The following is a 25,961-nucleotide window of genomic DNA, read 5'->3' as shown; positions in this document are numbered from 1 at the left end:
GACTCATTCATAGCATGCGCGAAACCATAGCGAACAAGCTTTGAATCTAACTATCAGTTGTTTCGGGGACTTGCTGGCTTTTACAGGAAGCCTTTAACACAAGCCTCTTAGCAGTGATGAATAGCGATCCACATAAAAGCAAAGTACAGTGCCAATCCATTGCTCGGCAAACAATTAAAACAATAAGCACTCAAGGCAGAAATACTGCCGGCAACAGAAAGGAAGTTCAATGTCTTCGAATCATCAACAGGCTAATCAAAAAGATAGCCATCAAGCTGTCACGCCTCAGACGCAGCATTCATTCAAGCAACAACCTGAGCTGAATTTCTGGCAAATTTTTAATATGTGCTTCGGTTTTTTAGGCATTCAATTTGGTTTTGCCCTGCAAAATGCTAACGTCAGCCGCATTTTCCAAACCTTAGGTGCATCTATCGATGAAATCCCCATTCTGTGGATTGCCGCGCCGCTGACGGGTTTATTGGTTCAACCTATTATTGGTTATTTGAGTGATAAAACCTGGGGACGCCTTGGCCGTCGCCGCCCTTATTTTTTGATTGGCGCGATTTTTACCACTCTTGCTATTTTTATCATGCCGCACTCGCCTACCCTGTGGATTGCCGCGGGCATGTTATGGATCATGGATGCCTCGATCAACATCGCCATGGAGCCGTTTCGCGCTTTCGTTGGTGACAATTTACCGAAAAGCCAGCGTACCCAAGGCTATGCCATGCAAAGCTTTTTCATCGGTATTGGCGCTGTGGTCGCTTCGGCCTTACCCTATATTTTGACTCACTTTTTTGCTGTCGCGAATACTGCACCAGCGGGTGAAATTGCCGACTCCGTGCGTTATGCCTTCTATTTCGGTGGCGCAGTGTTATTGCTCGCGGTCACTTGGACTGTCGTATCGACAAGAGAATATTCCCCCGAAGAATTAGCCGCCTTTAACGCAAAACAAATCGATGCTGAGGATGAAACCTTAGCTCGCACTCGTACCCGCAAGGACTACCAATTTGCGTCCTTCGTGTGGATGGGTCTCGGTGCCCTGCTCACCTTCGCTATTTGGGCGCAGGATTTAGATAAGCAACTGTATATCTTAAGCTTAGGGATTTTCGCCTTTGGCCCATTGCAACTGTATTGCGCGCTGCGTTTGGGCAATTCACACCCCGCTGAACGCAATAAGCTCGGCATGGTATTTAGCGTAGTCGATGACTTATTCCATATGCCCAAAGCCATGCATCAACTGGCGATTGTGCAATTTTTCTCTTGGTTTGCGCTGTTTGCCATGTGGATTTACACCACAGCTGCCGTGACGTCTTACCATTTTGGCAGCAGCGATGTGTTGTCCCAAGCCTACAACGACGGCGCAGATTGGGTCGGCGTGCTGTTCGCCTCTTACAATGGTTTTGCCGCCATTGCCGCGATTTTTATACCTATGCTGGCTAAGCGTATCGGCATAAAACTGACGCACACAGTCAATATGTTCTGTGGCGGTATAGGCTTGATTAGCTTCTTCTTTATTAAAGATCCAAGCCTGTTATGGCTGCCTATGATAGGTGTCGGTATCGCGTGGGCGTCCATTTTATCTGTGCCCTACGCTATGTTATCGGGCATGTTACCCCCGCAAAAAATGGGCGTTTACATGGGGATCTTTAACTTCTTCATTGTGATCCCGCAGCTTCTTGCCGCCAGTGTGCTGGGTTTAGTGCTCAATGGTCTATTCGATGGTCAACCTATTTATGCGCTGATCACAGGTGGCATCTTGATGATGTGCGCAGGTATTGCGGTACTTTTTGTTGAGCAAGAGATTGTGGCTCAAAATGACCAAAGCGCCGCCGTAAATAGCAAAACCAACTTAACCACAAAAGCCGCAAACAAAGTTAACTGATAACAGTTCACTGAGAGCAGTGACGCTCAATGAGGTGGCACTCAATTAAGCTGCGCCCATTTAAGTGCTGAACAGTTAAGCGGTGAACAATTAAGTGAGACTTTTTTTAGATGCCAAGCCATTAGATAACAGTCAGTTAGATGCTAGGTCGTTAGATAAGAGGCAGTTAGTCGGCATACATCCAGATACGTTACGCAAGGTGAACTTGGCCTGTTGGCGATTCACCGCAGCATGAAGCTTTTATATCAATTCAATCACTATAAAAATATAACCATTATTTGGGGAGAACGAGATGGAATCGAGTCCTACGCCGCAGCAGGATCTGCACACTAGCCAAACCCGTCACGCACAAACGTTAACAAGGCGCAGCCGCCTAGCGCTTGCCGTCGCCGCAAGTCTATTAGGGACAATAGGATTCACAGCCTGTTCACCCACATCGAATTCAGCAACACCGAGCATGAGTGGCAATGCCGCATCAAATGTGCAGCAGGTTGCGCCCGGCGCACCGGGTAAAGCGCCGACTTGGGCATTTTCGGGTAAAACCGGTATTGGAACGTCTTACGAGCCTTACACCCAAGGTCAATACCAAGATGCCAAGCAAAATCCCATTAGCCGCGTTTGGTTCTCCCTCGCCCAAGGTATTTTAACCGAAACCATGTATGGTCTGATCCATAATGCGCAGCTCAAAGAACTGCAATTTGTGGTCACGGGTAATGGCTTTGTCGATACCGAAAAAGATAACACCATCAGCAGCATAGAATATTTAGATACCGATGCTAACGGTCGCCCGCAATCCCTTGCCTATAAAATTATCAATAAAGATGTTGAAGGTAAGTATCAGATTGAAAAGCATATCTTTACCGATCCCGACCGCGACACCCTAATGATGCGCGTCACCTTTACCGCCTTTGAAGACGGCATTACGCCGCATTTGTATGTCAATCCGCATATCGATAACGCGGGCGCCAATGATATCGGCCGCATCGACACTCATGCTAATAATCATACTGACAATCATGCCAGCACTCATACTGGCAATCAGGCGCTAGTGGCCTATACCGCAGCCAAAGACAGCAGCGTGATGACGGTAAAATCCGATCTGAATTTTGTGCAGGTAACCACTGGCTTTGTCGGTGTCTCCGATGGCCTAGCCGATTTGGCCGATAACGGCAGACTCGATACGCACTATCAAACGACCAGTGCGCAAGATAAATCTACCGTCGGCAATATCGCCTTTACCGCTAGCTACCCAACGCTCATCAAAGCCAAACCCGTCACCTTTAATCTCGCCATCGGTTTTGGTAAAGATGAAACCCAGAGTTTAGCCAATGCCGATGCCACCTTGGCCGCAGGTTATGATGCAGTGCTCAGCGCCTACAAAGGCGATGCCACCCATATCGGCTGGCATGATTACTTAAGCTCACTGCCCGCCATCGCTAACATGGCCAACAACACTACCGATAACGGCAAGCTGCTGTATACCAGTGCTATGGTCTTGAAAGCGCAGGAAGATAAAACCTATGCGGGCGCACTGATCGCCTCGCTATCCAATCCTTGGGGCGATACGGTTTCGGCAGCCGTGCCGAGCACGGGCTATAAAGCGGTATGGCCGCGGGACTTTTACCAATGTGCCATGGCATTCCTCGCCATGGGTGACACGCAAACGCCCAAGGTGGCCTTCGAATACCTGAAAAAAGTGCAAGTGACCGAAAAGACGCCCGGCTTTACGGGTACACCGGGTTGGTTCCTGCAAAAGACCCATGTGGATGGGCAAATTGAATGGGTTGGCGTGCAGCTCGATCAAACCGCCATGCCTATCATGCTCGGCTGGAAACTCTGGCAAGCGGGCGTGCTCACCCCTGATGAGATCAGTCACTGGTATCAAGAGATGCTCAAAGGTGCAGCGGACTTTTTGATCAGCGGCGGTGAGGTTAATCTGGATTGGAATCACACCCAAATCACCCCGCCCAAAACCCAGCAAGAACGTTGGGAAGAACAAGCGGGTTACTCCCCCTCGACAACGGCTGCCGTGATCGCAGGTCTTGTAGCCGCGAGTGAAATAGCCAAAGAAGCCAAGGATCCCGACTCCAGCAGCCGTTATCTTGCCGCCGCCAAAGGTTTAAGTGATAGCTTAGAAAAACACTTAGTCACCACCCAAGGATTATTGAAGAACAGCACCGGAGTCAGCACGCCTTACTATTTACGTTTAAGCCCGAATGGCGAGCCAAATACTGGCGATACACTGGCGGCAAATAACGGTAAGCAAGGTTTAGATCAACGTCAGATCCTCGATGGCGGATTTTTAGAACTGGTGCGTTATGGCGTGCGCGGTGCAACCGACAAGCTGATCAATCAAAGTCTTCAACTGATTGATAATACTGAGCTTGAGCACAACCTACGCCTTAAATACGAGTTTAGCGCCAAAGATGGCAGCAAAATCCCAGGCTTTAGACGTTATGGTAACGACGGTTACGGCGAGGATACGGTTTCTGGCAAGAACTACGCGGAATCGGGCAGCAACAGCGCCGATCAACGTGGCCGCGTCTGGCCCTTCTTCACTGGCGAGCGCGGTCATTTTGAATTAGCACTCGCCCAAGCGAAAGGCGAGCTAACAGGCAATAACGCGCAGCAAACCAAGCAGCAGTTGATCAACACCTATGTGCAGGGCATGGAAACGTTTGCGAATGCGGGCATGATGTTACCCGAGCAAGCGTGGGACGGTGTCGGCGATGCCACCCGCTACCATTACCAACTCGGACAAGGCACCAACTCAGCCACGCCGCTAGCCTGGACCCATGCCGAATACATCAAACTGGTGCGCTCGATGACCGACGGCCAAGTCTGGGATAACTACCCTATCGTCCCAGCGGCATTGAAATAGTGTATTGAAATAACATATTAGTCGAACTACAAATTCGGTATATCGCTGGCTAGAACAACCTCTCATAAGTTGTTCTAGCTTTTTTATAGGGGTTTTATAATGCTTGATTTAGCTCCTACTGTCCCCACATAAATTCTTTCGATAAGTTTCATTGTTAGACTATACTGTTCATACGTACAGTATATTGTGATTTATTATGATGATCCTAGGCCGCTTCGCCAAACATACCCAATATCGGCTCTCGCTATTTAGCTCCTTGATTGCCGCAGGATTTCCGTCACCTGCCCAAGACTATGTAGAACAAACATTAGATCTCAATGAGTTATGCATCAAGCACCCCGCCGCCACGTTTTTTGTCAAGGTCCAAGGGGATTCGATGATCGAAGCGGGGATTTTCTCCGGTGATATTTTGGTGGTGGATCGCTCATTACAGCCGGCCCACGGAGATACCGTTGTCGCAGCAGTCAACGGCGAGTTTACTGTAAAGCAATTGCAACTGCGCCCTGTGGTGCAATTGCTGCCACGTAATGCCTTATTCTCCCCGATTGCCATCAATGATGAGTCTGAGTTAAACATCTTTGGGGTGGTGACCAACGTGGTGAAAAAACTCAAATGACGCCCTCACTATTCGCCCTCGTCGATTGCAATAATTTTTATGCCTCCTGTGAGCGGATGTTTAGGCCAGATTTAGCTGGCAGGCCGATTGTAGTGTTATCCAATAACGATGGCTGCGTCGTCGCCCGCTCGGCAGAGGCAAAACAACTTGGCATCAAGATGGCGGTGCCTGTATATCAAATCGCAAACCAACTCCGCCAGCATCACGTTGCGGTATTCTCCTCCAACTATGCACTCTATGCCGACATATCAAATAGAGTCATGACCACCTTAGAGCAAATGGTACCGAAAGTAGAAGTGTATAGTATTGATGAAGCGTTTTTAGATCTTTCTCGTCTCGATAAATGCATTGATATTCATCAGCTTGCACTTGATATTTATCAACGAATACCACAGTGGATTGGGATCAGTGTTTGCGTCGGCATTGGACCGACAAAAACCCTCGCTAAACTGGCAAACCATGCCGCGAAACGCTATCCCGCGACGCGGGGCGTGGTTGACTTGCGCGACCGTGAACGCCAACGACGACTGATGGCACTTATCCCTGTCGACGAAGTCTGGGGAATAGGCCGTAGGCTTACAAAACGCTTGAACATCATGGGCATAAATACCGCGTTGCAATTGGCGGATGCGCATCCCAAGCTTATCCGCGACACCTTTTCGGTCACCGTTGAGCGCACTGTACGCGAACTTAACGGCAATGCCTGTGATGACATACAAGAGGCCGCCGCCACTAAGCAACAAATTATCAGCTCCCGATCCTTTGGCAGTCGTATTGATAATTTAGAAGCGATGCAACAGGCGATCAATGAGTACACTTTTAGGGCCTGTGAAAAACTGCGCTCCGAGCGCCAGTACGCTAAAGCAATGTCGGTATTTGTCCGTACTAGCCCTTTTAGCGATGTAACTCCCCAGTACAGCAAATCGCTATCGGGCAGTTTAGTTCGCCCCAGCAATGACACGCGTGATTTTGTCACCCTTGGCCAAAGCCTACTGCAACGCATTTGGCGTGAAGGTCATGCCTATGCAAAGGCCGGTGTCATGTTAGGGGATTTTTTTGGTGCAGGCGTGTTTCAGCTCGGATTATTCGATGACGTCACGCCTAGACCTAAAAGCAAGGAGTTAATGCAATTACTCGATAAAGTTAACCACAGCGGTCATGGAAAAATTTGGTTTGCAGGACAAGGTATTGACCCCACTTGGGGAATGAAGCGTGAGCAGCTTTCCCCTCGTTACACCACCCAATGGGCACAATTACCCATAGTGAAATAATCAACAAATCCAGTGGCTAAATGACCGCCTGCGAATTACAGACCCCACCTAACTCTAAACTAACTCTAAACTAACTCTAAACTAACTCTAAAATCCATATAGCACTAAAACCCATCTAGATCTAAAAAATATATAGCGCTAAGCCCCGTTGGGTGTTAACGCTAAAGCGGCATTAACACCCATCAAGCTTTGGCTCATTCCGCCTTAACACTCTTCATCGCTGAGATCTTCAAAGTACCAGTAGCCTAGATTCACCCACTCGGTAAGTTGCGTGAGCAAATCAGCATGGGCTAACCAAGGGGCTAAGGAGGATTTATCTAACTGATTGCTATCACATAGTAGTGGGATCACTGCAGCCAATTCGGCAGAAAGCTGATACTTATCACCATTAATATAGACAACGCCCTGTGCCACATTGATATCAAAATACAAACAGCGCAGTCCGCCGAGGCGAATAAGCGGCTGCTCATCGAGCCAAGCGAGCACTTCGTCTTGCGTGATGTCCAATGGCTCATCGGGTAAATCTAAGGCGCATTTTGACTGAGTTAAATAGCGGCCCGAAAACTCGCTCACCAGTTCATCGGTCAACATATTAGTCAGTTGGGTGCGTAACCGCGCTAAATCGCCATTATCGACACAACCACTGCGGGTGGTCAGCTCGCGGTCTGGATCTGAAATCTGCTGTGCGCCTAAATCCTGCTCAGACAAATGATCAGCCAAAGCGCTTATCATATCTTTGGCGGAGGCGGTCCGATAACCCACTGAAAAACTTAACGACTGTTCTAAGGTTATGCCGTCATGGGGGAATCCGGGGGGAATATAAAGGATGTCGCCAGGCAACAACTCAGTATCGATAATCGGGTCAAAGGCTTCTGTGTGCAGCAAAGCGGGATGGGCGGCAAACTCTTTGTGCGGCCCCAGATCGCCTACGCGCCAGCGGCGACGTCCCGAACCTTGGCAAATAAACACATCATACAGATCGATATGCGGCCCCACGCCACCGCCAGGAGTGGCAAAACTCACCATCACATCATCTAAACGCCAGCGCGGAATAAAATCAAAACATTGGATCAGGGCTTCTGCATCGGGCACCCAGTTGTTCAAGGCTTGCACGATCAAAGTCCAATCCCGTTCACCGAGATGATCGTAGGAATCAAAAGGGCCAAATTCTGCCTGCCATTGCCCTGCCTGTTGGTACACTCGCCGAGATTCCACCAGCTCATCCATGGCTAACCCAGCTAACTCTTCGGGCGAGATTAAATCTTGAAAGTGTTTGAATCCTTGGCGGATCACCAAAGGTTTTTTCTGCCAATATTCTGCTAAAAATTGCGCGGGTGTTAAGCCATTAATATCGAGTTGCATGGGTCGCTCACAAACCAAACTGTTATTCATAGAGGTAAATGCTAACAGGAAGCGAAACCAAGAAAGCTCGACCGGATCAACAAAGCATTAAGTCTTTTATCAGCGTCAATGTGATAGTGAATTTACTAACGTATTGAATTACAATCGGCTTATCTAAAAGCGTTGCACTGTCAAAGACGGCAATGCTGACACATCATTTATTGAGTCCATGTAAGATCTATGCCTACATCAGCTGCTAACACTTTGGTCGTGCTCGACTTTGAAACCACGGGGCTATCGCCCAATCAAGGGGACCGCGCGATTGAAATCGGGGCAGTGCTGATTGAAAACGGTGTGATCACCCAAAGATTTTCTGAGTTAATGAACCCAGGATTTAGAATAAGTCGCTTTATTGAGGACTACACAGGGATCAGCAATCAAATGCTCAGGGACGCGGCGCCCTGCAATGAAGTGATGGCGCGTTTTGCCGACTTTATCGCCGATCACAATTTAGTTGCCCACAATGCGGCGTTCGATCAGCGCTTTTTAGATGCGGAGTTTGCCCAAATTCGCCATCGTTATCTTGGGCAATTTGGCTGTTCCTTGCTGGTGGCGAGACGTTTGTATCAAACGGCACCCAACCATCAGTTAGGGACTTTAGTGCGCTATAAACAGTTGCCAACCGATGGCACTTTTCACCGCGCCTTAGCCGATGCCGAAATGACCGGCCATTTGTGGCTAGCTATGCTGGCAGACCTTCAACAAGAGTTTGGACTCTGCTCACCGACCTTTGAGTTACTGCAAAAATTAGCGAAGAAAACCAAAGCAGAGGTGCCGAAGTTTTTACGCCAATACGCCGTCAAGTGATCCAAAAAGCAACGCAGCTAAGAGGTATCAAAAAGCAAAAAGCCGATAAATCCAAGGATTATCAGCTTTTTGTTTCAATAGGTACGATTTAACTATTCAATCGGTTGCCAACAAATAGCAGTATGCTAGAGCTACGAACGCCTAGCGATAATAGCCATCTATAGCGGCTTAAGCGGCGCGCTATCAATGCCGCAGGAGCTGCGAACCACTAAGGTTGTAGGAATAAGCTGCGCACTCACCTCTTGTCCGCGGATAAGTTTGAGTACACTGTCGACTAAGATCTCACCGGCTAATTGGGTGTTCTGCTTAATGGTCGTTAATGGCGGATTGGCAAAACTCGCCACCGGAATATCGTCATATCCCACGACAGCGACTTGCTCAGGGACTGAAATGCCCTTTTCTTTCAGCGCCCGAATCGCGCCGATGGCAATCAAATCGCTAGCCGCAAATATCGCATCAAACTTAGCGCCTTGGGCAATCAACACCATAGCGGCATCGTAGCCGGAACTTTCTGTGCTGATGGCCGACACTTGCTTAGTGCGATCAACCGGGATACTCGCCGTTTGCAGCGCCTTCACATGGCCTAAATATCTGTCCCTAAACTCAGGGCTATGGCTCGAAGCATCACCTAAAAAGGCAAAAGCGTTGCGGCCAAGGGAAATCAAATGCTCTGTCGCAATCAAGCCGCCTTGATGATTATCACAACCAATCGACAACACAGACTTATTGTTATGCTCGGCGCCCCAAATCACAAAATGGGTATTCTGCGCTAACAGTCGCTCCAGCTTTTGCTCGTAATCCATATAGTCGCCATAACCGAGCAGAATAATGCCATCGGCTTTATTGCTGTCTTCATAATCGGCGTGCCAATCGCTGGATAATTGTTGAAAAGAAACGAGTAAATCATAACCCTGCTGCGCCGTTGCTCGGGTAATGGAACCTAGCATAGACAGGAAAAAGGGATTGATTAACGAGTCATCATTGGTGGGGTCTTCACACAATAACAGCGCTAAGGTATGGCTATTTTGGGTGCGAAGATTACTGGCATTTTTATCAACCTTGTAATTCAGCTCTTTAGCAATGGCTTGAATACGTTGACGGGTCTCTAAATTGACTAACGGACTGTTTCTAAGGGCACGGGAAACCGTAGACTGGGATACGCCAGCACGATAAGCAATATCAATCGAGGTCGCTTTCGATGCCATAGAGAGGAGGTAACCTTAGTGATTATTTTGCGTCGATACTAAAACAGTTCCGCTAACTTGTATAGACGAATGCGTTAACATCCGTCTTACACTTGGTTTTTCTGCTTAAATGCCAAGCTGATCGAGCAAATCATCGGCGTCATTATCAATGGCGCGAGTCGCAATGGCGGGTTTGTCGGCCATCTTCACCCAAGGCGAAACATTCGACGTTGAGTCCTTATTACTGCCTATCGTGCTGTGCTGCTCTAACAGGCTGTCGGGGTCGAATTCTTCATCGTAAACAAATTCATCTAAACGAATGAACTCAGTTTTATCCATGGCAAATTCGAGGTAGAAAATATGATTATTTTCAGTTCTAAACGACACTCTACGGGCGACCGCATCATCTAAGTTAGCATCGATTGAAATAGTTAACTCTTTATTAATCGTCAACATTTTTGGCTGACTTTGGCTGATTGACGTTTGCAATTCTTTTGAAATTTTATTAATAAAATCCCCTAAGATTTGGTTCATCAACTCACCCATCACGTTACTCACTTCATCTGACGTATGCGAAAATGCCAACTCAGATTCAGGCATGCCCATGTTCAGCATGTAGCGACGGTAGATTTCAATCGCCGCCGAAGATGAAAAGTTAATGACGACTAGGCCCGAAAAACCACCATCAAAAATCGAGAAACAACCAAGATCGGGTTTTAGACGCGTGCGCGCGATACTTTGAACCATACCCGCGTGGGTAACATTACTGGCACTGGTGCTAGAGAGTACGTGGGCGACTGAGTGACATAACTTCAGTAAAATATCATCCGACGTTACGATAGTATTTGTGGTCATAATCGATTCTCAAACTGAATAATGCATTAATCTTGCGCGTAAAAGTGTAAAAAATCAAAATTAAAACAATTGATTAGCCTAATTTAGCAAGGCCGTAAAGTTAACATAATGCTAACTTATTGATATTTAATAGGTCAGATAAAACCTTCAAGGCGCAAGAACTTAAAAAACGGAATAACTTAATAAGAACATGCCCCATAATGCAACAGATTAAAATTCCCTATCATGATTCCCTGCTTTAGATCAAAGAAACTCATATTTTATAACGGCTTTTGCTGAATTTATGTCACAGACGATTCAATTGAGATTGATTCGCAGGTATATTAAGCAACAATTATTAGCCTTTGAGACCCCCCAATGATCACGTTTTTGCGCCGATTTACTATCTTGCAACGCTTAATGATGATGCTTCTTATGGCCGCGATAGGGACTGTGTGTTTTGCCAGTTTTTCGATTAAGGAGCAGTACAGCAATTTAATTGAGCAGAAATGGCTACAGATAGACGGTCAACTCGCCAGCATGTTAAGCGTGATAGATGTACATCGTCAGGATGCGCTCAAAGGTAAATACAGCGAAGAAGACGCCAAGAAAGCTGCCGCTGAGTTAATCAATCAGACTCGCTATTCTGGCTCAGGCTATTTCATTGTTATTGATGATAATAATCAAATCCTCGCCCACGGTGACAATGCAAGTCTTGTTGGCACCTCAGCATTAACGTTTAAATTACCCAATGGCACTAATCCATTGGCCACTATGCTGCCATTAGCGCGGGCTAAATCGAAAACCACCCTCGAATACCCCATAGCCGATCCTATGACTCGCGCTATCGAAGATAAGCTCGCCGAAGCCCGTTACTACCCGCAATGGGGCTGGACAGTGATGACAGGTGCTTATCTCAGTGATGTGAAAGCGAGTTTAAAGTCAGTCATTATCGATTACCTGATTATCATGTTTTTAATTTCAGTGCCGATTTTTGCTTTCTTCCTTGTGCTTAATCATTCCATTACCTCGCCATTGAATGATGCCATTGATGCCCTTGAAGATATTGCCCAAGGCGAAGGCGATTTAAGTCAGCGCATTAATGCCCAAGGTAAAGATGAAATTGCCCATCTTGCCCGCGCCTTTAACATGTTTGCACAAAAAATTGGCGACATGGTCGGCCATTTACAGCCTTTAGGCCAAGCATTAGACACTGACGCCAAACAACTCTTAATTGCAGTTGAAGAGTCCAATCAAAGTGCTGAGCATATCCACAGAGAAACAGGTAGTGTTGCCACCGCAGTCAATCAAATGCTCTCGACCACCCACGAAATGGCGAGCAACACCCAGCAAGCGGCCGATGCGGCGAACAGCGTAAAAGAACAAGCGCAGCAAAGCCAAGTGGTGATTGACAACACAGTCAGCAATACTGAAAAGCTGGTAGCAGAATTAAAAGCCTCTGAAGTGATTACCCAAAAACTGGGCGTTGCCTCACAGCAAATTGGTAGCATTCTCGATGTGATCCGCAGCATTGCTGAGCAGACCAACTTGCTCGCCCTTAATGCCGCCATTGAAGCTGCGCGAGCGGGGACCCATGGCCGCGGTTTTGCCGTGGTTGCCGATGAAGTCCGCGCCCTCGCCACTCGCACCCAAGACTCGACCAATGAGATCCAAAAAATCATTAGCGAGATCCAATCTGGTGTCGGCTCAGTAATGAAGAGCAACAATCAAACTCAGCTGCAATCCGATGAGCTGCAAGCCCAAGCCCACGAAGCGGGTAAAGCCATGGCGGCGATTCTACAATTGATTGCCCATATCAGTGACATGAACACCCAATTAGCCAGCGCCACTGAAGAGCAATCACTGGTGACGGAAGAGATTAATCGAAATATTTGTAATATTTCGGAATTAACCGAAGTCTCAGTCAAAGCCAACGAGAGCAACAGTCATGCGGCTCAGTCACTGCAAGACATTAGCCAAGACATGTCCCGCACCTTGGGTCAGTTTAAAATCTAACTAAAGTGTCTGGGCTGTGTAAAGGTGTATGACTTGTCGACAGGGGCGCCATAGGGCGCCCTTTTCGTTGCACACGTTTTCCAGTAACCCTGGTTAACCGCTAGCTCACCAACAATGAATTTCAACGAAAAAGTCCCATTAACCACAAATTCTCTGTCACGCTAACGTTTGATATGCGGTATGCTTTAGCCTTAAAAATCCAACCGAGACACTGCCATGCGAATGACCTTAGCCGTTCACCCTGAACAGTACACTATTCATAGCTTTAGCCCGAATGCCGTATTGCCCAGTGAGGTTTTTGCACAGGATATGTATTTCATTGGTAAAACCCAAGAAGGTTTATCTTTAGTCATTTCCAGTGAGATGGAACTCGACAGCCTAGAGCAAGAACCGGGCTGGTGTTGTTTTGAAGTGCTCGGCCCACTCGGATTTTCGATGACAGGCATTTTATCGAAAGTGTCTGGCACCTTAGCGGACGAACAAATCAGTATTTTTGCGATTTCCACCTTTGATACCGATTACATCCTCGTGAAAAATAATCGCCTCAAAAGTGCCATCACCGCCTTGAAAAAACAGGGCTACCACATCATAGAATCGAAAGACGAAGTGTAATACCCCTTTAAATATGAGCTCATCCACTATGTACGAAAAATCTGTCACCATTACCGCCAAACATGGCATTCACACCCGCCCTGCAGCTTTACTGGTTAAAGAAGCCAAAACCTTTGACTGCGATGTCATGGTCGAATGTAATGGTAAGCAAGCCAGCGCTAAGAGTCTGTTTAAGCTACAAACTTTAGGGCTATATTCTGGCGTCACGGTAAGAGTGTTTGCCGAAGGTGAACAGGCACAAGCCGCGGTTGAGAAAGTCTCAGAGCTGCTGATCACGCTAAGCTAAGCAGTAGGCCGTTGTCCCACTTATTAATGTACTGATTAGCGCACTAATATCTAAGGCTGCATATAGAACTTACCGACGAGGGATAAGTCGAAACAGGTTCTGTACGTGCCAATACTTTACACGCCAACGCTTTACAAACTCAACGCCACTAAACTAGACTCGCTAGCGCTAACGGGCACTCAGTTCAGTGGTTAATTTAGGAAGGGATATGTCAATAACGGGGATTATAGTGTCATCGGGAATTGCCTTTGGTCAGGCACTTCACCTTATTCACACCGAACACCACCTCGATTATCGCCCTATTCCACTGTCGAAAATTCCCCAACAACAGGGCAAGTTTGCCAAAGCCTTGCAAGAGCTACAGGCACAACTGGCCCACAGCCAAGCTGCACTCGATAGCGATTCAGAAAATTATCAGCTGATCGAAGCCGACCTATTGTTATTGGAAGATGATGAATTAATCGAGCAAGTGAACGATGCGATTCGTACCTTACAATTGTCGGCAAGTGTGGCGGTTGAACGCATATTTGCCCATCAAGCCAACGAGCTGCAATCCCTAGATGATCCCTATTTAGCTAATCGAGCCCAAGATGTACGCTGTTTAGGCCAACGCGTTGTCGCCGCGATCAATGGCCATTTAAACCAAGGGCTCGAAAAACTCGACAGACCCACCATCTTGTTGGCACAAGATTTAACCCCCGCCGAATTTGCCTTACTGCCGAGGGAAAACCTCTGCGGTATTGTGCTCAAAACTGGCGGTTTAACCAGTCATACGGCGATTTTAGCCCGAGCTGCCGGCATTCCAGCCATCTTAAGTTGTCAGTTTGATGCCGATTCGATCCCCAACGGCACGCCCTTAGTACTCGATGCGCTCAATGGTGAGCTTTGCGTTAATCCCAATCCAGATCAACAGGCAAGACTTACCGTCACCTTTCACCACGAACAGGCAAGACGGGCGGCGCTGCAAACCTACAAAGATGGCCCCGCGCAAACCCAAGATGGCCATATCGTGGGGCTTATGGCTAACGTGGGTAATCTCAACGACATCACCCATGTCAGCGATGTTGGCGCCGATGGTATAGGTTTGTTTCGCACTGAATTTATGCTGATGAACGTCAGCACCCTGCCCGATGAGAAAGCCCAATACAGCTTATATTGCGATGCATTGCACGCTCTGGGCGGTAAAACCTTTACCATCCGCACCTTAGATATCGGTGCCGACAAAGAACTGCCTTGCCTGTGCCAAGAAATAGAAGATAATCCCGCCTTAGGGCTACGCGGTATTCGCTATACCTTGGCACACCCCGACTTATTTAAAACCCAATTGAGGGCTATTTTGCGCGCCGCAAACCACGGCCCAATCCGCTTGATGTTCCCTATGGTCAATCAAGTAGAAGAATTGGATGAAGTGTTTGCACTGATTGCCCAGTGCCAAGATGCCCTGGAAGAAGAAGAAAAAGGCTACGGTGAACTCAGCTACGGTATCGTTGTCGAAACCCCCGCAGCGGTATTTAACCTCAATGCTATGCTGCCACGACTCGACTTTGTCAGCATTGGCACCAATGATTTAACCCAATATGCAATGGCAGCCGATAGGACCAACCCGCAGCTTACCCGCGACTATCCGAGCCTTTCGCCTGCCATTTTAGCGTTAATTAACATGACAATAGTCCAAGCAAAAGCGGCCAATGTGAAAGTGTCGCTGTGCGGTGAACTGGCCAGTTCACCACAAATTGCACCGCTGTTAATCGGCATGGGGCTGGACGAACTCAGTGTTAACTTAAGCTCACTGTTAGAAGTCAAAGCTGCCATTTGCCAAGGCAACATCCAACAATTTTCGGCGCTGGCGCACACTGCATTACAACAAGATAGAATTGCAGGTCTACAGCAGTGTATAACAAGCTATAAATAGAGACATTTATTCGTTATGCTGTATTACAGAACAAAAACAATGACAAAAACAAGCAAAAGAGGCTCTAGATTATGGGATTTTTAAGCCGAATAAGGCGCTTGGTATCGGGTCAGACTCAGTTAGCTGGCGGTATCATGGTATATGCCCCCGTTTCCGGCGATATCGTCGCTATTGAAAAAGTCCCCGATGTGGTTTTTGCTGAGAAGATTGTCGGTGATGGCATTGCTATCGCCCCCAAAGGCGAATTAATTCTTGCGCCTATCGACGGCACCATCGGAAAAATTTTTGAGACAAATCATGCCTTCAGCATTGAGTCTCCCCAAGGTTTAGAATTATTTGTACACTTTGGCGTCGGCACAGTCGAGCTGAGGGGCAAAGGTTTTAAACGTTTAGCCCAAGAAGGCCAAGAAGTGAAAGTCGGCGATCCGATTTTATCCTTCGATATTGATTATCTTAAAGACCAAGTCGACAGCCTACTCACCCCTGTCGTGCTGGCAAACATGGAAGACGTCAAATACCTAGACAAGGCCCAAGGCAGTGTCACCGCAGGTAAAGACGTGATCTTTACAGTACAGCTCTAATTTAACATGCATCGTTTATCGGTTGTGTTTTGAATAATAAAAGGCTGGCTCATAATTATGAGCCAGCCTTTTACGTTTTTGAAAACCGAGCCTAACACGGTATTTGAATTCGCCAAGCTGTAGCAGTCTCGATACACAGCATTTAGAACAATCCATTTCAGTCGTTTTCACGCTAAGCCATCACGTTAGCAGCAACGAGCTGAGATAGAGTTCTCGTACACTAATCCGCTTTAAACATGGAAAAATCGGGTCGCGGTAGTCTATCCAAAATACTGTACAGATAAATCACTAATACCGAGAGTGCGGCACCGGTCAAAAACAGCCACTGACCGCCAAAATGATCCAATATAATACCGCCGCCAAGGGGCGCGAGCGCAAAGCCTAAGTCATAGAATGAGGCGGCGCCAAAGTAAGCACCCCGAAGATGGTCAGGAGCTAGGCGGTCGATATGCACATTCATAGTGGGAAACAAAATCGTCTCGGCGACGCTCATCACCACAATTGCGCCTATCCAGCCCCAAAAAAGATCCAGCGGATTAAATGCCAGCCAGATCTGTGAGCAGATAAGTAACAGCAATCCGATTTGAATCCGTTTGACAAGCGGAAAACGGGCCATGAGTTTCAATAGCAAAAATTGGGTTGAGATAATCACCATAGCATTAGTGAAAATCATGCCAGAGATTAACGTCAGTAAATCAGGCGCGCCAGCGCGAGTGAGATATTGGATCAACGAACTGTCCATTTGGGCATAAATGAACATACATAAAATATTGGCGAAAATTAAACATTGCAGCAGTTTATCTTGCAATAGAATGGCGACAATTTGCTTACGGCTCACGACAGCCGCTTTTTTCGTGCTCGTCTCAGTATCACTCGATAAGCCATTCACGCCACGATTAACACCATCACTTGTCATGTCATTTACACAGTCATTTACACAGCCACTTGCACCATCACTTTCAGTGCCACTCGTAGCGTCACTTAAATTATCATTCGATGAGGCGCCAGCCGCCAAAACAACATCCTGACGGGTTTGATGGTTAAATCCCCAATATAATAAGGCTAACAACACGGCAAAGGCCACTGCAGTAAGGTAGAAACTGGACTGCTTGCCCGTAAGACCAAGCCATACCCCAAGCATAGGGCCAACGGCGCAGCCCACGTTGACGATGAAATACAGCGACTGCATCGCCAATTCGCGCGTCTTAGGATCGGCAATGATGTCACCAATAGCCGCCGATGTCAGTGGTCGCCATAATGAAGTCGCCATAGAGCAAAGGGTCATCACAACCACATACCCTTCGACAGAATTGGCTTCAGCCAATAACGAAAACGAGATGATATAGAGGATGCCCGTCAGGTACATCAACTTATGACGACCTATTCTGTCGGACAATGAGCTACCAACAAAGCTCGTAAATACCGAAATAATCGCGGCGCTGGACAAGACCATGCCGACCTCAGTGGCACTTAGCGCGAATTTCTCATATAAAATAACGGCCAAAAATGGCCATACCATGTAATAACTGCCACGGGTGATAAAAGACCCAAACAAAAATATCCACATCAAGCGCGGAAATTGCTTAAATCGCTGCCAAGAAACATCGCTGTGCATTTTAATCCTTTAAAAATCGCGCTAGAGTCAACGCCAGATATCAAGCTGATTTTAATGAGAAAACAATATATAACAGACAGCTTAAGTTAAACAAGTGTAAAGGGAGATATGGAGTAACCAAGAGATAATTCATCCAGTAATACAGCAACTGCAGCGGTAGCAATTTAACAAAAATTACAACCTAAAATGGGACCATAAACACTTGTTGATCACAAAAACTAAAAAATAAATATGACGACTTGTTTTAGAATGAAATGATGACTATACCTCTAAGAAAGCTTTTTGATATTCAAGAGGAAAAACAATGAAATTTAGTCATAAGATTGTAGCTGCATCCTCTATATTACTTTTAGTCACAGTAACGCTGTTAACATCCAAACAATACTCTTCAATTCAAAATGAAATGAAGTCACAGGTTGAAGCCAGTGTTACCGAAATTGTCGATGGGGTTAGAAATACTGTTTCATCGGAAATTGAATCCCGTAAACAAATGGCCGCTTACACGACAAGTCTATTGGAGCAAGATCTCAGCCCCACACATATTACTTCTGTTATTACTCGTCCAGTTGTTAAAAACACCTTTATACTTGTCGGATTCGGCTACGAAAAAGATGGTAGCAACATAAATAACAATCCTAGCTGGGACCCTGGCGCCGGATGGAACCCACGAATTCGTCCTTGGTACATAGACGCAAAAAAATCCGATAAGCTAATTATTACTGCGCCCTATCCTGACTCAGCATCTGGTGAAATTCTTGTCTCAATTGCAACACCGGTAAAAGATAATGGCGAGTTCATTGGGGCTATTTTCTACGATGTTAGCCTCGTTGGTCTAGCCAAACTCGTCAATGAAGTTAAACTCTTTAATGCAGGGTATGTCTTTATTATTTCTGGAGATGGCACGACAATCGCGCATCCAGAGTCAAAACGAAATGGCACGCCAATGAGCGACTATTTGCCACATGTTGAAGTGACGGAGAAGCCACAAAAAGTCACCATAGATGGTAAAAATTATACCTTAGATTTCTCTCGAGTTTCAGGAGAGGACTGGTATGTCGGCGTTATCTTAGATGAAGATATAGCCTATGCTGCAGTCACAAACCTACGCAATAGTTCTATTCTCTATTCCGTTATTGCCTTAATCATCAGTATCACAGTACTACTATTTTTGATTATCCGTTTAATGCGTCCATTACAAATCTTAAACGATGCGATTCAAGATGTTGCCTCAGGAGACGGCGATCTAACCCAACGCTTAAATACACAAACAGATGCTGAATTCTCATCCTTAGCCATTGGATTTAATACATTTACGACCAACCTACAACAACTGATTATTGAATCTAAGTCAATTGGGCAGCTCATTCACCAAAGCTCAGAGTTGACATCGTTAGAGTTACAACAATCGACAAATGCCATGAACTCGCAGATGCATGAATTAGAACAACTTGCGACAGCGATGCACGAAATGGCCACCACGTCTTCAGACGTGGCCCGTAATGCTCAAGGGGCTTCATCCGCCGCAAAAGAGGCTGATGAAGCGACAAATGTTGGTTCCAAAGTCGTCAGTGATACCACAAATGCTATTAACGCTCTGTCATCAAAAATCGATATGGCTGTTGCTGAAGTAAATACCTTAGGGTCAGCAACAGACAACATTGCCACTATATTGAAAGTCATTAATGACATTGCAGATCAAACGAATTTATTAGCCTTAAACGCAGCCATTGAGGCAGCAAGAGCTGGTGATTCTGGTCGTGGTTTTGCTGTGGTCGCAGATGAAGTCAGAACCCTCGCCCAAAGGACTCAACAATCTACAACTCAAATCCGTAACATGATAGAGCAACTCCAAACAGGAGCAAGGGCTGTTGCAGAGGTCATGAGTCAAAGTAAAGATAATGCAAAAGATGCGGTCACACTCGCCCAAGGTGCTAATACCGCATTAGACAAAATTCGTGAAGCAATATTGCAGATCAGCGATATGAATCTACAGATTGCTTCTGCAGCCGAAGAACAAAGTTTAGTTGCCGAAGAAATTAATAATAATACCATTAGAATTAAAGATTTATCTGTCCAAGTATCAGACACTGTGATTCATGCCAATACGGCTATGCATACGCAAACTCAGCACATCAAAGAGCAAGATACCATCCTTAATAAATTCATTGTTTAGGTATAGTAAGTCATGGATTCATCCATGACTTACGGTGGAAATCTTAATAAAGGTACTCATCATGAGCAGAATCGCATTGTTCGTACTAGGCACTATTCTTCAAATACCGCTACAGGCTAATGCCCAAGAAACGGAAGAGTCAGATCGACTGCAGCAACTAGAGCAAAGAGTGAAGGAATTGGAGCAACAAGCGAAAGCTGCACAAACCAGTTCATCAATGCAATCCTCCTTACGCAATAGTCACTTTTCTCTCTACGGCTCGCTGCGTCCAACCTTAGAATACCAAGACAAAGCAGACGATGTATGGGATATAGGTGATGCCCTCTCTCGTTTAGGGGTCAAAGCTGATACCGAGTTTGCCCCAAATTGGCATGCTATTGCCCAAGGAGAATGGAAGATTCGCCTCGATGATAATGGTCGATTCGGTGAGGCGCGCCTCGCATTCGCCGGAATAGGATCTCCCTTTGGTCAGATAACCTTTGGACGTCAACGGCCAGTGCAATACACTTTAGTCGCTGAGTACATTGATATTTTTAACAATGCAAACAGCCCGTTTGGTTACAACCAAGAGAGTCCATTCTTTGTTAATAATGCTTTGATATACGAACTAAAACTCAAACCCGTTACTGTAATGGCCTCTGCAATTTTTGATGGCAACTCTGGTGGCAGCGGCGCTGATACTATTAATGTCGGAGCCGGTTTTGACAAGAATGGATTACACTTAGGCGCCGCATATTTACAACAAGATGTCTATGCCAACGCGAATAGAACTGGAAAAGAACAACTGACAGGCGCGGTTATCTCATATGAGTTTAGCTCTGGTATATATGCTGCTGTTGGCTATCAGGCTAAAGATTACGAGTTTGAAACTGCAGTCAACCGCACTGGTAGTACTTTTGACAGTGCACTGGCTATCCCTTTTGCTAACGCCTATAAGCTAAAATTAGGGTATTTTTGGTTTAAAGATGGGATAGAAGATACTAGCAGTCAGGATTATGATGGCTATAACCTCACCTTAGAATGGCAAATTGCGGCAAATGTCCGTACACATTTAGAATACTTACAACAAAATAATGATCAACGCGAAGATGACACTATTATCGCCTTAGGCATTCGCTATGATTTTGATTTAAATTGGGAGTTCTAATTCAGATTCATTTTATTTAAATTGGCAAAATATAGGGTTAGAGATGCAGCAAATCTATGGCTTTAACCTAATGTCAGGAATAATCCCCTGCAGTAAAAGTAGCAGATCCAACATTTGCGCTAGCTCAACTTCCTAACATCTAATCTGCGAGATAGCGGTAGTTTGTTACCGCTTCTCGTAACGTTTGAAAATTGACTGCTGCTCTAATTATCGCCCTTATTATCGCCCTTAAGTGCAATCTTGACTGTAATATGAAGGCAACAATTAGAGATATAAATAGTAAATATCAATATTTCAACTTAGGCAAAAGTGTCGACTGACTCCCCTTTGCCCGCCTCTTTCGCGCGCTCTTGGGATGACTCATTCACTTCCTCTACTTTCTGAGGCGAGATATTGGCTTGTTTCTGTTGAGCTTGTATCGATGATGACTGCATGCTCGCAGATGATTGACCCACATTGGCGATATTCATGATGATTCCCCTCAACTAATGACAACGATTACACGCTTAGACATTAGAGCTGAAAACTTAAGCGACGCTTAAGCCTTTAGCCTATTTTTAATACAAACTAACAAACTTTCCCCCATGCTCAGATAACGCTTACAGCCCACAACAGCAGGCATGTAAAGGCGGATGCACTGACATTTTTATGCTCACGCTATCTCAGCGACACATCCTACTTGTGACATGCGGCGCACAATGCCACAATGCCAGCAAAATCAATGCTTGCCAGCCAAGCGTCCATCCACACTGGAGCATCATTTTGACCCTCTACGGTATTAAGAATTGCGATACAGTGCGTAAAGCACGCAAATGGATTGAAAATCATCAACTTCCAGTTCACTTCCATGATTTTAGAGATGACGGCCTACGCCAAGAAGACCTCGAATTCTGGTGTAACACCTCAGGCTGGGAAACCGTATTCAATAAGCGCAGCACAAGCTTTCGTGCACTCAGTGACGCAGATAAAACCGATATCGATCAAGCCAAAGCCATTCAACTTATGCTGGCGCAACCGACACTGATCAAACGCCCCGTCTTGGTCGTCGGTGAACACGTGCTGATTGGCTTTGATGAAGCCGCCTATAAAAGAGTATTTTCACTATGATACCAGCCGATGATTATCCCGTAACGGAACTGACAAAAGCGCTGATAGCCCGCCCTTCGGTGACGCCGCTTGATGAAGGCTGCCAAACCTTAATGGCTGAAAGACTCAGCGCCATCGGCTTTAATATCGAACCTATGGTATTTGAAGACACCACCAATATGTGGGCTCGCCGTGGCAATGAAGGTCCGGTCTTTTGTTTTGCCGGCCACACAGATGTTGTGCCAACAGGTGATGTGAGCCGCTGGCACACGCCGCCTTTTGTGCCCACCATTATCGATGGCTACTTATATGGCCGCGGCGCCGCAGACATGAAAGGTTCATTGGCGGCTATGGTCATTGCCACCGAACGTTTTGTGGCTAAACATCCCGATCATAATGGCTCAATCGCCTTTTTGATCACCAGCGATGAAGAAGGCCCCTTCATCAACGGCACGACGCGAGTCATTGATACCTTAGAAGCGCGCAACGAGAAGATCACCTGGGCGTTAGTCGGCGAGCCTTCATCTACCCTAAAGCTGGGTGATGTGGTCAAAAATGGTCGCCGCGGCAGTTTAACCGGCAACTTAATCGTGAAAGGCATTCAAGGCCACGTGGCCTATCCACACCTTGCCGATAATCCAATCCACAAAGCCGCGCCTTTCTTAGCTGAGCTGAGTCAGATGCACTGGGATAATGGCAATGAGTTCTTTCCGCCCACCAGCTTCCAAATCGCCAATATTAATGGCGGCACCGGCGCATCGAATGTGATCCCCGGCGCATTGGACGTGATGTTTAACTTCCGTTACTCCACCGAAGTGACAGCCGACATCTTGATTGAGCGGGTTGAAGCCTTATTGAAAGCCCATGAGCTAGATTACGATATCAGCTGGATTTTTAATGGCCTGCCATTTTTAACCGGCGATGGCCCACTGCTTGACGCGACCCGTATTGCGATCCGCCAAGTCACAGGCTATGAGACAGATCCACAAACCACAGGCGGCACATCGGACGGACGCTTTATCGCGCCAACGGGTGCCAAAGTGTTAGAGCTTGGCCCAGTGAACGCCACCATTCATAAAGTGAATGAATGCGTTAAAGTGGACGACCTTGAGCAGCTAGCCCTGTGCTATGAAGTGATTTTGGAACAACTATTGTGCTAACACACCTCGAGATCCGCCCCGAAACCGCAAAGCTTTACGGCTTAAGCTCTCCTGAATTGGTGGAATATTTAAGTCCGTATCACCTTGGATATCATAGCTTTTGGATCGAAGTGAACACCGCCATCGCCTTTAATGCGATGGCGGAAAAAGCCAAAGATGCGGGCATAGCACTCGCCATCTGCTCGGCCCATCGCCCTTTTGAGCGACAATTGGCAATTTGGAATGCCAAGGCCAGCGGTAAACGCGCGGTATTGGATGCCAACGAGCAGGCGGTAAGTATTAAGGGATTGAGTGACGATGCCATCGTCGACTTGATTTTACTCTGGTCGGCGCTGCCCGGCGCTTCGCGTCACCACTGGGGCACAGATCTTGATGTGTTCGATGCGAATCAAATTGATGTCAAAGCCCTGCGTCTTGTTGAAGCTGAATATGTCCAAGCTGGCCCCTGCGCCAAACTGCATGCTTGGCTGGTGGAAAATGCCCATGATTTTGGCTTTTATTTCCCGTTTCAACAGGGACAAAGCGCGGTCAGTCCTGAGCCTTGGCACATCAGCTATTTCCCTGTTGCGCAATTATTGTTGCCGCAATTCGATCGTGCCGAACTGGCAATCCTTTTAGAAAACAGTGATATGTTGCTAAAAGATGCGGTACTCGCACGATTAGACTATCTAGTGGATGAATACGTATTGCGTATCGCTCAGCCTTAGCTGTGGGATATTCGCCGCAGATTTTTGTAAAGGTTAAGCCCAGCGCTCTATCGCCAAAATGGGCGCCAAAATGCGGCTTAACATAATGATATATTTAATTAAGTAGGTTTTATGGATTTTTCTGCACACCGTCAGCAGCTCATTATTGCCGATCGTAAATTAAGTTACCTTGATGTCGGTACAGGCCCTGTATTGTTGTTTGGTCACAGTTATTTGTGGGATAGCGCCATGTGGGCGCCTCAAATTGCCGCATTAAGCGCCCATTACCGCTGTATCGTGCCAGAACTGTGGGGTCATGGTCAGTCAGATTTACTGCCCGATAATGGTAAAACCCTGCTCGATATTGCCGATCACATGTTGGCCTTAATGGATGATCTCGACATCACTGACTTTAGTGTTATCGGACAATCTGTTGGTGCTATGTGGGGCGCAGAATTGGTACTGAAAGCACCAACAAGGGTTAAAACCCTCGTGATGCTCAACAGTTTTATCGGTTTTGAACCCGAAGTGACCCGCGCGAAATATGATGGCATGCTGGATATGATTACCGCCGCTAAGGCGATTCCTGCGCCGCTTATCAGTGCGATTTCACCTTTGTTCTTCGCAAACAATGCCGCGCATAACACACCTGAACTGGTCGCTGGCTTTGAACACTCACTTGCCACAATCTCAGCAGAAAAAATCCCCACAATAGTGAAACTTGGGCGAATGATTTTTGGTCGTCGCGATACCATGGAATATGCGGAGCAGTTGACACTACCCTGCCTCATCATGGCGGGCGTTGAGGATAAAGCACGCAGTGTGCTAGAAAGCTACCTAATGAGCGATGCCATCGATGGCAGTCAACTGGTGCATATTCCTGCGGCGGGACATATCTCGACCCTTGAACAAGCCGAATTTATCAATCAACACTTAGCCGATTTTCTCGCTAAACATCATTAATCAGTCGGTAAATTAATCCGATTAGCAGCAAGACGTTCGCAATAAACGCAAGTCATAGAAAATATTGAATACAATGATACTGCCGCGTATTGGATAGACCAGCAGAAACAATTTTGCTGGTATACTCTTGCTAAAAATGTGCTGCTTGCATGAATTAGAGCATGAGAAGACATTTTATATGTCAATAAAACAATAGGTTAAAATGAAACTACTCAAACCTTTATTCGACAACAACCGCCGCTGGGCCGGACGTATACGTCAAGAAAATCCTGATTTTTTTGAGCAATTAGCGAAACAGCAACATCCTGAATACCTGTGGATTGGCTGCTCAGATAGTCGCGTACCGTCTAACCAAATCATCGATCTTATGCCGGGTGAAGTCTTTGTTCACCGCAATATTGCCAACATGGTGATCCATACCGATCTTAACTGCTTATCTGTGCTGCAATACGCCGTTGATGTGCTCAAGGTGAAGCACATTATGGTGGTGGGTCACTACGGCTGTGGTGGTGTGCGTGCGGCCATGAGTCAGCAACGCTTAGGCCTTATCGATAACTGGCTCGGGCATTTACGTGATATCTACCGTATCTATCAAGATGAATTAAAACAGATGGATGAAGCCAAACGTTTTGATCGCCTGTGCGAGCTCAACGTGATTGAGCAGGTAGCCAACGTCACCAGTTCAACTATAGTGCAAGAAGCTTGGGATCGCGGCCAAGAAGTCGCAGTACACGGCTGGATTTACGGCATTGATAACGGTTTACTGACAGATTTAGATGTCACTGTCGATCGTGAACACGGCTTAGCCAATCCACGCTAACGGCCTGAATGTAGGCTTTTAACCC

General features: G+C 46.6%; 22 protein-coding genes. 17 read left to right on the top strand and 5 right to left on the bottom strand.

Annotated elements, in window-relative coordinates:
* Positions 1–229 precede the first annotated feature (229 nt).
* The 4 genes from OX890_RS11685 (at position 230) to umuC (ending at position 6,653) form a co-directional block, all read left to right on the top strand.
* Positions 230–1,885, top strand: coding sequence for an MFS transporter (locus OX890_RS11685; protein ID WP_268649234.1), 1,656 nt, complete (start codon positions 230–232; stop codon positions 1,883–1,885).
* A 292-nt stretch (positions 1,886–2,177) separates the two neighbouring features.
* Positions 2,178–4,766: a glycoside hydrolase family 15 protein gene (locus OX890_RS11680; protein ID WP_126491839.1), complete on the top strand. Its 2,589-nt coding sequence runs from the start codon at positions 2,178–2,180 to the stop codon at positions 4,764–4,766.
* A gap of 196 nt (positions 4,767–4,962) precedes the next feature.
* Positions 4,963–5,382: a translesion error-prone DNA polymerase V autoproteolytic subunit gene (gene umuD, locus OX890_RS11675; protein ID WP_006081811.1), complete on the top strand. Its 420-nt coding sequence runs from the start codon at positions 4,963–4,965 to the stop codon at positions 5,380–5,382.
* The gene (gene umuC, locus OX890_RS11670) at positions 5,379–6,653 is read left to right on the top strand and encodes a translesion error-prone DNA polymerase V subunit UmuC (protein WP_268649233.1); all 1,275 of its coding nucleotides are present in this window, start codon (positions 5,379–5,381) and stop codon (positions 6,651–6,653) included. Before umuD ends, umuC begins: the two co-directional genes overlap by 4 nt.
* A gap of 204 nt (positions 6,654–6,857) precedes the next feature.
* Here umuC and OX890_RS11665 read toward each other — a convergent pair whose 3' ends face one another.
* Positions 6,858–8,015, bottom strand: a complete 1,158-nt coding sequence (locus OX890_RS11665; RefSeq protein ID WP_126491837.1) for a ribosomal protein uL16 3-hydroxylase — start codon at positions 8,013–8,015, stop codon at positions 6,858–6,860.
* Between the two features lie 219 nt (positions 8,016–8,234).
* Here OX890_RS11665 and OX890_RS11660 point away from each other — a divergent pair, with 219 nt between their 5' ends.
* A complete protein-coding gene (locus OX890_RS11660) occupies positions 8,235–8,861 on the top strand; it encodes a 3'-5' exonuclease (RefSeq protein ID WP_126491836.1) in 627 nt (208 codons plus the stop codon).
* Between the two features lie 158 nt (positions 8,862–9,019).
* On the opposite strand, the gene OX890_RS11655 is transcribed toward OX890_RS11660, so the two are convergent.
* Together OX890_RS11655 and OX890_RS11650 are read right to left on the bottom strand one after the other, a co-directional pair.
* A complete protein-coding gene (locus OX890_RS11655; protein WP_126491835.1) occupies positions 9,020–10,066 on the bottom strand; it encodes a LacI family DNA-binding transcriptional regulator in 1,047 nt (348 codons plus the stop codon).
* Positions 10,067–10,171: 105 nt separating this feature from the next.
* The gene (locus OX890_RS11650) at positions 10,172–10,900 is read right to left on the bottom strand and encodes a DUF3334 family protein (protein ID WP_011846921.1); all 729 of its coding nucleotides are present in this window, start codon (positions 10,898–10,900) and stop codon (positions 10,172–10,174) included.
* Between the two features lie 357 nt (positions 10,901–11,257).
* Between OX890_RS11650 and OX890_RS11645 the strand changes: the two genes are divergently transcribed.
* The 5 genes from OX890_RS11645 (at position 11,258) to crr (ending at position 16,286) form a co-directional block, all read left to right on the top strand.
* Entirely contained in the window at positions 11,258–12,895 is a 1,638-nt protein-coding gene (locus tag OX890_RS11645) for a methyl-accepting chemotaxis protein (RefSeq protein WP_011846922.1), read from the top strand.
* 216 nt (positions 12,896–13,111) lie between these two features.
* Complete coding sequence (locus OX890_RS11640) at positions 13,112–13,507, top strand: ACT domain-containing protein (protein ID WP_012587548.1); 396 nt, start codon at positions 13,112–13,114, stop codon at positions 13,505–13,507.
* Positions 13,508–13,535: 28 nt separating this feature from the next.
* Positions 13,536–13,793, top strand: a complete 258-nt coding sequence (locus OX890_RS11635) for an HPr family phosphocarrier protein (RefSeq protein WP_006081819.1) — start codon at positions 13,536–13,538, stop codon at positions 13,791–13,793.
* A 208-nt stretch (positions 13,794–14,001) separates the two neighbouring features.
* Positions 14,002–15,705, top strand: coding sequence for a phosphoenolpyruvate--protein phosphotransferase (gene ptsP, locus OX890_RS11630; protein ID WP_259504055.1), 1,704 nt, complete (start codon positions 14,002–14,004; stop codon positions 15,703–15,705).
* 71 nt (positions 15,706–15,776) lie between these two features.
* Entirely contained in the window at positions 15,777–16,286 is a 510-nt protein-coding gene (gene crr / locus OX890_RS11625) for a PTS glucose transporter subunit IIA (protein WP_006081821.1), read from the top strand.
* A 220-nt stretch (positions 16,287–16,506) separates the two neighbouring features.
* Here the strand turns inward: crr and OX890_RS11620 are convergent, their stop codons facing one another.
* Positions 16,507–17,901 (bottom strand): MFS transporter, encoded by a 1,395-nt coding sequence (locus OX890_RS11620; protein WP_268649232.1) that lies wholly within the window; start codon positions 17,899–17,901, stop codon positions 16,507–16,509.
* Positions 17,902–18,205: 304 nt separating this feature from the next.
* Here OX890_RS11620 and OX890_RS11615 point away from each other — a divergent pair, with 304 nt between their 5' ends.
* Both OX890_RS11615 and OX890_RS11610 read left to right on the top strand, forming a co-directional pair.
* Entirely contained in the window at positions 18,206–20,074 is a 1,869-nt protein-coding gene (locus OX890_RS11615; protein ID WP_259573805.1) for a methyl-accepting chemotaxis protein, read from the top strand.
* A gap of 61 nt (positions 20,075–20,135) precedes the next feature.
* On the top strand, positions 20,136–21,221 hold the full coding sequence (locus tag OX890_RS11610; protein ID WP_268649231.1) for a porin: 1,086 nt from the start codon (positions 20,136–20,138) through the stop codon (positions 21,219–21,221).
* Positions 21,222–21,520: 299 nt separating this feature from the next.
* Here OX890_RS11610 and OX890_RS11605 read toward each other — a convergent pair whose 3' ends face one another.
* Positions 21,521–21,691, bottom strand: a complete 171-nt coding sequence (locus OX890_RS11605; protein ID WP_006086821.1) for a hypothetical protein — start codon at positions 21,689–21,691, stop codon at positions 21,521–21,523.
* 292 nt (positions 21,692–21,983) lie between these two features.
* Between OX890_RS11605 and OX890_RS11600 the strand changes: the two genes are divergently transcribed.
* The 5 genes from OX890_RS11600 to can all read left to right on the top strand — a co-directional run bounded on the left by OX890_RS11600 (position 21,984) and on the right by can (position 25,936).
* On the top strand, positions 21,984–22,328 hold the full coding sequence (locus OX890_RS11600) for an ArsC family reductase (protein WP_041411449.1): 345 nt from the start codon (positions 21,984–21,986) through the stop codon (positions 22,326–22,328).
* Entirely contained in the window at positions 22,325–23,467 is a 1,143-nt protein-coding gene (gene dapE, locus OX890_RS11595) for a succinyl-diaminopimelate desuccinylase (RefSeq protein WP_268649230.1), read from the top strand. The genes OX890_RS11600 and dapE overlap by 4 nt, the downstream gene beginning before the upstream one ends.
* A complete protein-coding gene (locus OX890_RS11590) occupies positions 23,461–24,174 on the top strand; it encodes a M15 family metallopeptidase (RefSeq protein ID WP_268649229.1) in 714 nt (237 codons plus the stop codon). Before dapE ends, OX890_RS11590 begins: the two co-directional genes overlap by 7 nt.
* A gap of 111 nt (positions 24,175–24,285) precedes the next feature.
* On the top strand, positions 24,286–25,116 hold the full coding sequence (locus OX890_RS11585; protein WP_268649228.1) for an alpha/beta fold hydrolase: 831 nt from the start codon (positions 24,286–24,288) through the stop codon (positions 25,114–25,116).
* A 202-nt stretch (positions 25,117–25,318) separates the two neighbouring features.
* Positions 25,319–25,936, top strand: coding sequence for a carbonate dehydratase (gene can, locus OX890_RS11580; RefSeq protein ID WP_006081831.1), 618 nt, complete (start codon positions 25,319–25,321; stop codon positions 25,934–25,936).
* Positions 25,937–25,961 lie beyond the last annotated feature (25 nt).

It is taken from the genome of Shewanella sp. DAU305, assembly GCF_026802235.1.
Lineage (GTDB): Bacteria > Pseudomonadota > Gammaproteobacteria > Enterobacterales > Shewanellaceae > Shewanella > Shewanella baltica.
Note: the sequence above shows the minus strand (reverse complement) of the source record. Positions and strands in the feature narration are given on the sequence as shown.